The sequence below is a fragment of the Anoxybacillus sp. TBDG-1 genome, assembly GCF_054815885.1.
This window is the reverse complement of record NZ_JBTZSY010000062.1, coordinates 1-10985: the sequence shown is the minus strand read 5'-3', so window position 1 is coordinate 10985 and position 10985 is coordinate 1. Positions and strand designations below refer to the sequence as shown.

The 10985-nt window shown below is 35.7% G+C and carries 8 protein-coding genes and 1 pseudogene; 1 reads left to right on the top strand and 8 read right to left on the bottom strand.

Annotation, left to right across the window (positions count from 1 at the left end; genetic code table 11):
* Window positions 1-252: 252 nt before the first annotated feature.
* The 8 genes from ACYQY7_RS13015 to ACYQY7_RS12980 form a co-directional block, all read right to left on the bottom strand.
* The gene (locus ACYQY7_RS13015) at window positions 253-1086 is read right to left on the bottom strand and encodes a DUF4352 domain-containing protein (RefSeq protein WP_461202670.1); all 834 of its coding nucleotides are present in this window, start codon (window positions 1084-1086) and stop codon (window positions 253-255) included.
* 67 nt (window positions 1087-1153) lie between these two features.
* On the bottom strand, window positions 1154-1453 hold the full coding sequence (locus ACYQY7_RS13010; protein ID WP_032099772.1) for a hypothetical protein: 300 nt from the start codon (window positions 1451-1453) through the stop codon (window positions 1154-1156).
* Complete coding sequence (locus tag ACYQY7_RS13005) at window positions 1454-1978, bottom strand: hypothetical protein (protein ID WP_461202668.1); 525 nt, start codon at window positions 1976-1978, stop codon at window positions 1454-1456. It lies immediately after the preceding gene.
* Complete coding sequence (locus ACYQY7_RS13000) at window positions 1975-5121, bottom strand: ATP-binding protein (RefSeq protein WP_461202666.1); 3147 nt, start codon at window positions 5119-5121, stop codon at window positions 1975-1977. Before ACYQY7_RS13000 ends, ACYQY7_RS13005 begins: the two co-directional genes overlap by 4 nt.
* 125 nt (window positions 5122-5246) lie before the next feature.
* The gene (locus tag ACYQY7_RS12995) at window positions 5247-5696 is read right to left on the bottom strand and encodes a hypothetical protein (protein WP_461202664.1); all 450 of its coding nucleotides are present in this window, start codon (window positions 5694-5696) and stop codon (window positions 5247-5249) included.
* Between the two features lie 22 nt (window positions 5697-5718).
* Window positions 5719-7974: a dynamin family protein gene (locus ACYQY7_RS12990; RefSeq protein WP_461202662.1), complete on the bottom strand. Its 2256-nt coding sequence runs from the start codon at window positions 7972-7974 to the stop codon at window positions 5719-5721.
* A 19-nt stretch (window positions 7975-7993) separates the two neighbouring features.
* Window positions 7994-9460, bottom strand: coding sequence for a dynamin family protein (locus ACYQY7_RS12985; RefSeq protein ID WP_461202660.1), 1467 nt, complete (start codon window positions 9458-9460; stop codon window positions 7994-7996).
* A 62-nt stretch (window positions 9461-9522) separates the two neighbouring features.
* Window positions 9523-10506 (bottom strand): helix-turn-helix transcriptional regulator, encoded by a 984-nt coding sequence (locus tag ACYQY7_RS12980; protein ID WP_461202658.1) that lies wholly within the window; start codon window positions 10504-10506, stop codon window positions 9523-9525.
* Between the two features lie 217 nt (window positions 10507-10723).
* Here ACYQY7_RS12980 and ACYQY7_RS12975 point away from each other — a divergent pair.
* Window positions 10724-10985: pseudogene (locus ACYQY7_RS12975) on the top strand (hypothetical protein); the annotation flags it as partial.

Below are 10985 nucleotides of genomic sequence, written 5' to 3'. Positions count from 1 at the left end.
TATATAAACTTTAATACCTTCCTTTGGAAATTATATTCCAAAGGCTAGGTGGGGGCTGTTTTTTGCCAAATTTTGTTTTCAGGATAGACAAGGAAAGAAGGAAATATTCAGCTCACTTTATGATGTGGCTGAATAGTTACTCTTCTTTTTTGTTTGGTTGTAAATTTATGTTAGCAAATTTGCTCATCTACAGTAATGAATAGAAAGAAAGTGAGAGGATGTGACTAGTAAAGTCCTCTCACTTTCCGTTTTTTATTGTTGAGGGATGTTTACTTCAAATTGAAACGGCTGAATATCAATATCATAGTTTTCGGAACTTCCTTCGAAATAAAATTTAATTACTTGTTCGTTTGGATCAATAGCCGGAAAAGGAATAATCGCTTCTACATTTGTGTTAGGCAAAATATCAGACGGTACCTCAGGATAATCTGCTTCAAAGTTATCTGCTTTCTCATGTTGTGTATTTCCAACTAAAAGCTTTGCACTATGCTCCCAAAAGTTGATTTTGTTATTGCTTTGATTAGAGATTGTAACATATGCTCTTGTTTCATCCTCCGCAATCTCTACTTTATTAAGCTTTACAGTATAGCCATGCTGATTGATTTCTTTATTCACTTCAATTGCTTTGATTGGTTTAGAAAAAGCCGTTACATAATCTGCCTTCTCTATCTTTTCAGCATCGATAATTGGGGCTGTAACTTTTCCACCTAATGCATTTTCTCCTTCAAATGATTCTCTTACTGTCCCAATCACATGAATAATATCTTCATTTTTTACATTTGTATTCGGTTCTGCTACAACGAGTACATTCTGTTCACTATTTTTTGGATCAGCAAATGCTTGAATATAAACACCGTCATCATCTTTCTCTGGCTCCACAAAAATTTTAGCATAGAAGTCTACTTTGGAGCCTTTATATTTATCTGGATTAGAAATCATTTTTTCAAATTCTTCTTTTGATAATGGTTCTTTCGATTCTTGTTTTTTGTCGTCATTTTTACTTGTAGATGATTGTTCAGATGAACAACCTGTTGTAGCTATGATCCCCAATAAAATTATGAAAAAAAGTGATAAAAACTTTTTCATTTTATTCCTCTCCCCCCTTAACAATATTTTAAAAATAAACCTTTTTCCTTCTTAACAAAAGCAGAAACTACAAAATATTGGATAAAATTTCTAAAGAAGAAACTTCACCATATTTGTAATTTTCTAGCCACTTATCGTAATACTCATCTAATAATTTTTTTCCTTTACTAGTTAACATTTGTGATGTTAAAGAAAATTCCTCATCAATGCCCAGCTCATAAACTTCTAAACCATATTCGTTCAAAAGTCCTTGATTTTTTAACCAATTCATAATCATAACAAGATGCTGGATCTTTTCCTCGTATGAGGCACTACTTTGTGATTCCAAGTGCCATTTGGCTTTATCATACACTTTTATCGATCTCACTCATTCCAACCTCCACACACGTGTTTGTATTTCTGATGGAAAATGGTACAATTCTCCTGTTTCTTGATCTTTTATATAGTTCCCACCACCATAACGAATTCTTGCCTCTTTTGCTAGCTGTTCTTCCTTTGGAGCTGTCGTTGACGTCACTTCGATTGAATCAACTACTTGTCCATCTTTCACAACAACAAAATCAATTCTTCGAGCTTGCTCTGTCACATCGTCTTTGGGAATATTCCCTTCCTCATTTCGTAAGTACACTTCACTTAACGTCTTATATCCTTCTTGTTCAGGGTACTTTTCTTTTAACTGATCATATACTTCCATCTCGCGCAAATCACCGCTAAGGCGATTAAAGTCGATAATATCCTTTCTGCTTAGTTCTTGTTCATATAAAGGTTTGTCTGCGTCGATATAACTTAATACCTCATTGACGCTTAAATCTTTTACAAATTTAGGGATATTTTTTGACGATAAATCGTTAATTTCTTTTTTCACCATTTCCGATACAAAAGCCTCAATCATACCCCATCCTCCCTTCGGTAATGTTCAACCCACTTAAAATAAAAATCTCTAAACGCGTTGTTTTCCTTTGATTTTTCACGAAGAATACATTGAATAAGCGCCTTCTCATATGCATCATTTCCATTGAAATCGACATACTTCTGCAACGCTAAACGTATTCGTTCATTCCATTCACTAAAATTTTTTGCATTTTTCGCAAAACTAAATAGTTTTTCGACAGGCAAAAAGACTGCTACAAGATGGGACAGATCCTCATATCCCTCTTGTTCCCAAACGTCCATTGTTCCTGTTTTCATGTATTGCAGCAAGTTATCAATTAATATTTGTTTTTCTTTCGAGTTAATCTTACTCTGTTCTAGCCATTTTACGAGCGAGCGCATATCGAGATAGCTTAAGTCAAGCCTCTGTTCAGGTAACACACGTCCACCTAAAAGCAATTTAATCATATCGCTTTTCATTTGCTTGTTATCGTTGTTAATATCACTTGCATGAATGTAAGGGATGGCGTAAGTAAACTCATCAATTTCACATAAAACAGGTTCGATCCAGTTATTTTGATAAACAACAGCAACACCTGTTTTTAACTTTGCTACCTCATTGATTTGGTGTTCGTTCAGCGTTGCGGCTTGTCCAATGTCCTCACGATCATATTTGTCTGGTAGACGAAGGATGATTTTCGTATTCGTGTTTCGAATGACTGAACGATCTAACAACCCTGGAGACTGATCCACAATAATGAATCCTTCACCATATGTTCGCATTTCTGCAATCGCATTTGTTAACATTTCAACCGCTTTTCCTTGAAGATTAGCGCTTTCTTGAGCTTGATCAAAATTCGTACGTCTTAATAAATGGTGCGCTTCTTCCAGTACAGTGACGTGTTTTAATTGATGATTCATTCGAGATGTGGACGACATGCGATGTTCTTGTAATCGCATCAATAAAATTCCCATGACAAGTGCCTTCGTTTCTGTTGAACCGACACGGCTTAAGTCAATCAAACAATTTTGATCAAACAATATGTCATTGTCCGTTTCATCCCTAGAAAACATACGCCCAATTAAACCATTCGTTAGTGAATGAACTCTTGTCACTAAAGCACCGATATAGTCGTTTTTTGTATCTTGAGAATAGGCGGAATGAGAAATAACTTCAGGCAATGTGATAAGTAACTCTTGGAACGTTGGGAAGATTGGATTTTCGTAAACATTGATTGATTCCTCTAAGTCCCAGCCACACTGTTCATAACTTTGTTCAATCGCCTCCTTCAAAATCGCCGGCATTGCCGCATACATCGGCCAACAAGCGTTAAAAATTTCAATCAATCGGTCAATATGCTCTAACACATGAATATTTTTTGGAAATTGAAACGGATTAATTTTCAACAAAGTCGCAAAATTTGGATTCGTACCGAAAACATGAACATTTTTTCTACCACCAAATACTTGTTTATATTCCCCTTTAGCTGGTTCAATAACGAGAAACTTTATATTCTCCTGATCTAAACGATTTAGTAATGTATATACTGTATTCGATTTACCAGAGCCCGTTGAACCTGTGATAAATGTATGCATAGATAAGCTGTGTAAATTAAGGGAAACTTCTGTTTTTTCAGCTCGCCCCATGTGGAATATTTTCCCTATTTTTATTTTCGCCTTTTTATCATCATCCATGTCATATGTCCAAACGTTTCTCCCAAATTCTACTGCTTCTACAACAGGTAATCCACTGATCGGCTTTCTCGGTAACCCTAAACTAATCGTGAGCTCTTTCCCATTGATTAGCGTTCCGGGAGATACGTGAGGAACATTCAAACCATTATTTACTTCCAAACGAATAAGCGGATGATGCAATTTTCTTAAATACTTCGTAACCATTTCTAGCTTTTCATAGTTATCATTATTCCACGTATTAATAACAGAGTGTTCAATAGAAGAATTGTCCCCGCGTATAATAGATTGGTACGTACTAGCTGCTATTTTTGCTGTCTGAACATCTTCAGCAATAAAGTAGCAAGCACAATTCCATAAACCGTAATCTTCTGAATCTTTTAATCTTTTTAGCTGTTCATCAATTTTTGCAAGTAAATTTGTAACAGATTTATTTTCAAACTTAATTTGCAAACTTCTTCCTGTGCCTTCCGTATATGTTTCCGAATTGTTTTTTGTAAATGTATCCGATTTCGATGTTCCGTCTGTTTGAGTAGTTCCATCCGTATAAGATTTGCTTACTGTTGAACTAGTCGTTTCTCCCGCTGTTGTTCCGAAATTTATTCCACCACCTGCTGCTCTCAGAACCCCACCTATCCCTATTCCTTTAGAAGTACTTTCACTGTATGATGTTCCTTTTGTTGAGCCGTTTGTATAGCTCTGTGTTTTCGCGATACTCTCACTAATTGTGTTTGTAACGCCTTTACTAATTCCTTCTGTCACTGCTTTGCTATCGTTTTCACTAAAAGAGAGTTCGGTATGCTGAAAGGGGACAAGCTGTGAATACAATGTTTCGTATCCTTGATAAATTTGATTGACCGCTTTTGGTTGAACCGGATCAGCAATAAATATAGCCGAAAATGTTTCTCCTTTCATTGAATCAATTAATTTTTCTAATCCTTGTATGTAGCTTTTTTTATCTACATCTTTTAGCGCCGGAATACCTGAAACAGATGTAATGACTTTGTTGGATTCAATGAAACGTGATTGGAATAAATCACATACAATTTTCTCGATTTCGCTATTCCGTAGATTATGAAGCTCTGTTCCTGGGAAATGCCCATGAAAGCTTTTACGTAGTCCTTCTTTTGCTTCATTTATGTTTTGCTGTAAATCAATTGCGCGCACCCCAATATATAAATCAACATATTCTGCTTTGCTATCGAGAATGAAAATGAGTGAATGATTTAAATTACCAACTGTATTAAAGACGCTAATAAGCTTCTCTGAAATGTCTTCATTGCGATCATAAACAATTTTAGTTATTTTAAATAATCGAATGTGTTGTCTCACTGTTACACTTTCGACATGAGGCGGTGTAGGAACCACCTCATGTGCTGTTAATTCAGCCAAGTAATTCTTCTCGACAAATTCACTTGCTAGTTGAAACGATTGAATAAGATCATTTTCTTTACGAACGTCAAGTGCATTCATGAGAAACTCCTCGCAATCTCATTATTTTTTATTTCGGGAAGTAACCGAAATTCGCTGTGTGTCTTTAAACAACTCTTCATTTTTATTTTTTTTATTGATCCCTGTTCGTTTTAAACCGCGCTCACTTATTTTTTCATCAAATAATAAAGCATTGCTATTATTGCCCCAATCACCACCATTCCGAAAGCCATGTCCTTTCCCGATGACCTCGGCTTTTGCTTTGATACTGCATATTTTTTACTTTGCGTAGGAGATTCAGACATCTGAGCTTTTCGCTCTTCTTTGTATACTTCTTTTCCTACTTCTAGCGTATGCTCAAAGCGCTCTTTTGAAAAATTAGTCATTAACTGCGCTTGCAATAATGTAAAATACTCTTTGTCCCACTGTGTGCGGTCATGTCTGAAATCTCTCCCATCATGTTTTTCCCAAATATGAATTCCTGCTGCTTCTGCTTTCCGAACGGCACCTACTGTTTCCCCACGTCGATCGAGGGGATCTGCCATAATATATGAACCAATGGCACTACGAATTTTTTGAATATTTTTTTCTTGAATGGCTCGCTCTAAAAATGTCATCGAACTTATCATCCTTTCCAAACTATATTTCAAGAATAGCGTCTAAACGAGAAATAAAATCGTCAAGCCACTGCTTTTTCTTTTCATTTTCTTTCATTCGTTTTTCTAATTCATCGCCCTCACTTGCTATTTCTTTCAGTTGTTGCACTCGTGATTTCATTACTTCCTCAAGTCGATCAATTTCAGAGAGAACATGGTGCTTTAACCTTTCTTTTTCTTGTTCTAAGTGTTTCAACGCATTCGCAAAATTTTCTTCTAATGAATAACGAAAATCTTGTAAAAAATCTTCCACAAACTCATCCATTTTTACATATTCCATTTTTTCATACACATCTTTTTCGATGTATGTAGACGAAAACCATGTCCACGGTTTATACCATTTTTTATTTTCATTTCTTACCCATTCTGTACCAACTTTCACATTCTTTTCGTATGTGTATGAATCAATTAAATCATCTGCATCAGGTAAATCTGCCTCAAAAAATTCGATTGGTGCTCCTGCTTCCCATTTCCCTTCTTCAAAACCAGCGATGTCACGAATGTATGCGCGATACTCGTTTATATATTTTTGGGCATCATTGTGTAGCCCTTCTGTTATTGCTTTTTCTAAATCTGTAATCGCATCACTTTGTAAAGCTTCTACATCTTTTTTGACACGATTTAAAATAGTGTACGCTTCGTATTTCGGAACGTCTTCATTTCGAAATTTATCAGTAATTTTTTGCAGTTTGTCATGAAAGATTTTATGTCTTACTTTTTCAATGTCGTTTTTGGCGTTTTTAAGCGTTAAGTTGTCAATTTTTTTTCTAAAAAGCTTCGCTTTTTTACCTTGTTTTAACTCTTTTTCTATTCGCACCATCTCGTTGTAAATTTCTTGACGCTTTTGTTCATCGCTTTTCATCTCCTCTTGAAGTTTTTGTACGATACTCTCTCTTTCAACAATTTTTTTGAATGAGTTTACCGCATTTGTTATTTTCGATGTGACCGCATATTTTTCTAAATATTCGTTAATCGCTTTTTCAATAGCCGGAACGCCAGAATGATAAAGCGCTTCTGTATAAAGATCATGTTGGTCTCTTGCCATCATAATTTCGTCTGCGATTTCGTTTTTCAACGATTGGCTTAACGGAGCATATTGCTCTAAGTGCATAATTGGCTCTTCAATAAATAAATTGATCCCTTTTAATGTATTTTCCTGATGCCTAGTTAATCGTAGTCCTTGTTGATGCATGCGAATGACTTTTGCCGTTTCAGCTGATACAGGATAAATGTTTGGATTTTCAATTCCGTGTAATTCTAAATAGTTTCTAACACGCTCTAAAACTTCACGTATATCTTCCCCGTTTTCCGGATCAAATTCATCAGCTTTATTCAGCGCAAAAATAAATCGATCTTTCGACTGTTTCCCTCCTACCTTCATCGCTTCTGCAACGCTACGTAACAGAATATAATCGTCATCTGTACCCAATTGAGTTCCATTTAACACATATAAAACCATCGGTTTGTTATCATCTTTAATGACCCGGTACGTATGATCGCGATGACTTTGATCAACTGAGTTATTCGGCCCTGGAGTATCGACTAACACTAAGTTCATTTTCTTTGTAGAGATTGCTGGAATATTCCCTTTCACTTCAATAACATTTATTTCTTTTCTTTCATTAAGTTCCCTCATATCATCAATGGTGACATCGTCTTTAGCGACAAGTTCATTTCCATCGGCATCATAACAAACGGCAGAATAAGTGGAACACTCGGGGACATTTTTAATTCGGAAAATGGTAGCCGTACACGCTTGATTTTTAGACGGCATTAGCTCTTTTCCTAACAGCGCATTAATTAACGTGGATTTTCCAGCACTCATCGTCGCAACCACGGCAATTTCAAACTCGCTATCTAACGCTTTATCAAAATTCCCCTTCACCTTTTTGCTACGTAGCGATTCGAATGGGCCTTTTTGCATATGTTCAACTAATTTTTTCAACTCTTCTATTTTGTCCCCACTTTCTTTCGCTGGAATATGCTCAACAGAAACGGAAGGGAATGTTTTGCAAATTCCTATCATATCTTCATAGTCAGGCAACGTTCCTTGAAAACGAATATGTAAATGATCTTCATTCAACTCTTCCATTAACATTGGAAGCAATTCATGCATCCATACTTGCAATCTTTCGTTTTTATATTTACTAAACTTATCGTTTTCCATTATATTTTTCCCATCTACTTCAACGATTGTTTCTACAGTGAACGGATTGTATTTGATATACACTTGAATCATGTCTAATGTTCCTCCTCAACTATATAAAATTTTTTATTTGATATATGCCCGAATGTTTTAAAACAGTGTAAATGCGTTCAATGTCATAAGTTGTATCTTTTATTTTTATTTCTCGTTGTTCATAAGAAATGTCTGAGTGAAACGCATAAGGTATGGTGGTGTATTTTGTTAAATCTTGTGTTTCTTTTGAAAAATGATTGTAAAAGAAATCAAATTGAATTCGCTCTCTTCTTGTTAAAGTTTCACCGTGCAAGACTTTTTGACAAAGGAGACTAATATAAGCAGAAAATAACATCATATGTGGATTTTCAAATCCGTTTTGTTGTACGTATGTTTTTGCACTTTCTAGCAATTGTTGTAGCGATTCATTTGCCTCTTCATCAATTTCGTCTGCTTTATTCACAATAAACACAACTTGTTTGCCAGGATTATTAGAAATATATTCTTTGACGAAATTAAGCAATCGAAGATCATCATTCGTGCCGAGTTGAGTTGCGTTCATAATATAAAAGATTGTATCGTAATGCGCATTTCGTATCGCCTCCAAAGTATTTTTTTCATGGATGCGATTTATTGAGTTATTCGTTCCCGGCGTATCGATTAGTACAACTCTATTTTTAATGTCTAACACCTCTGACATACTTCCCTCTATAAATACTTCTTCAACTATCTCGTTCTCATTCAGCTTTTTCATCGTACGTTCGATATCATTAATCACGTATTCAAAAAGTGCATTTTTATCATGTTGCACAATAAAATGTTCCATATAGGGGCGATGAACATAAACAAACGCTTTGGCAGTACATGCTTCATTCTGCGCAGGAAATACGTCCTTCCCCACTAAACTATTTAGAAAAGTGGATTTACCCGCACTCATTGTTCCAACAATCAAACATCTTTTTTCTTCAGTTGCCAAAAAATTGATCTGTTTTTTGTATACATCGTAATAAAAGGTTAAATGCTCAAATTTTTTTTGCTCTGCATATGATTTTGCAGTTTCAAAATCCCCACTCTTCAGGGAGTTTGTAAAATAAATAACGAACTGTGCATCCCGATCATTAATCTCCAAGTCTTGTTTCACTGCTTGAATAGAGGGATTATCAAGCGAACAACGGCCATATATGAGTAACAAATAATTTGCAAAAAACAAATATTTGTAGCTATATATTCGGAGTCTCATTTTTTTGAAACTCCATCTCGTCTTGCGAACTTGCTTTACAAATTGAAATCTCACATGAGTTTCTAACAACTGTGTTTCTTCGAGTGAAATACTAAAACTATGTTCATACAAAAGAGCAATTGATTTATAGTATTTCATATATTGCTCATCTTTTTGCGCATAATAGTGTAGTAATGTTGCGTATGCTTTACGAAGTTCGTCACTTTCGTAACAAATTGGATGATTACGATAAGAAAACGAGCAAATAAACTTGTAATAATCAAAACTATCTATACTTCGATTAAAAGGCTTACTATTTTCAACCACTGTTGCATCATTCCTCTTTCTACACGTCTTCGTAATGAAACTTCTAAAAGTGCCTAGTGATTCTAAGTTTGAGTATAATTCCCCAACATCTCTTCAATCGTCTTTCTCATCTCTTCGCGAAATTCTTTCGGTTTCATCACCTCCAAAAATTGCGCTTGGCTCAATAGCCACATTTTAATGCCGCGACCGTATACTTCCGCCTCGATGATGAACGCTTGTCCATCTTTCCCAATTACTTTCGCCGTTGGCAAGCGATCTAAAATCGCTTGTAACGAAGGACCCCAGAAACGAAACGTAATTTTCATTAGCTCACCAGGGTGCATAAATTGGACTCGTTTGCGAAACTCGCCTTCTTCGAACCTCGTCGCGTAGTCCAATTTGAAACGCTCCTCGGTCACTTCATAGCAAACAATTCGATCTACGCGATAAATCGTTGGAAAATCAAACTCATAGTCTGTTAAAAAAGCGATGAGATAAAAATAATACTCAGAAAATACAATACCTACAGGCTTTAGTTTTCTTACAACGGTTTCGTCACTACCCTCCTTTTTATACTCGACAATGACCATCTTCTTCATGTAAACCGCTTCACTTAAATCCCAAATGAAGCGGATAAGCGGTTTATGATGATGCAAAGATACATAATGAAAACGTTCATTTTTAATGATGTTTTCAATAAACGAACGCGATTTTGTATTAGCTGATGAAATGAGCTTATCAAGTAGCTCATTCATTTCTTCTATTTTGAGTGCACGACTTTCAAGCAATATTTTTGCTAGGATAAGAATATCTTCATTCGCTAAATACCCTTGTTTCGTTTCTTTCTCTCGCCATACGTATCCTTTCTTTTGTCGATCATATTCGATTGTCACTAAATCATAAAACGTGTCTGCAATATATGCTCGCAAATCGTCAATATCCCTTTGGATTGTTTTTTCATTTACATCAAACCGAGCCGCTTCTTGCTTTTTTAAAATCGTCTCTCCCTCGCGCAATCGGTCATATATTGACAAAATTCGCCCAGATTTCGAACGTTGCCCATTCACCATGTTTCACTCCATTAGTATAGAAATGTTATATATAATGATGCCCTTTTATGTAAAACATTCATTTACCATCTTTTATAACAATATATTACTATTTTACATGGACAATATATGTACTTAAAGAAAAAATTCAAAATTTTTTGTCGTATGTTCTGTTCGATCTCTCTCTTTTTGTCGAATGATGATATAATAGAAAAGAAAAAAGGAGGTGAATGTGGTGGAACAGTTGTTGCAGCGCATTTTTGATGAGCTGGCATTTTTGCGCGCAAACATGGCAACGAAAGAGGACGTTGCTATGTTAACAAATGACATTCGCGCATTAGAAAGCCGCGTCAGCCATATCGAACAGACAATGGCTACAAAGGACGATATCGCGAGCATCGAGCAACGTATGGCAACAAAAGACGATGTCGTAAGCATCGAGCAACGTATGGCAACGAAAGACGATGTCGCAAGCATCGAACAACGTATGGCGACGA

Coding starts and splice junctions, on each gene's coding strand:
- ACYQY7_RS12995 (WP_461202664.1), bottom strand. CDS start 5,696: ATGACATTTTTAGAGCGAGCCATTCAAGAAAAAAATATTCAAAAAATT.
- ACYQY7_RS13005 (WP_461202668.1), bottom strand. CDS start 1,978: ATGATTGAGGCTTTTGTATCGGAAATGGTGAAAAAAGAAATTAACGAT.
- ACYQY7_RS13015 (WP_461202670.1), bottom strand. CDS start 1,086: ATGAAAAAGTTTTTATCACTTTTTTTCATAATTTTATTGGGGATCATA.
- ACYQY7_RS12990 (WP_461202662.1), bottom strand. CDS start 7,974: ATGATTCAAGTGTATATCAAATACAATCCGTTCACTGTAGAAACAATC.
- ACYQY7_RS13000 (WP_461202666.1), bottom strand. CDS start 5,121: ATGAATGCACTTGACGTTCGTAAAGAAAATGATCTTATTCAATCGTTT.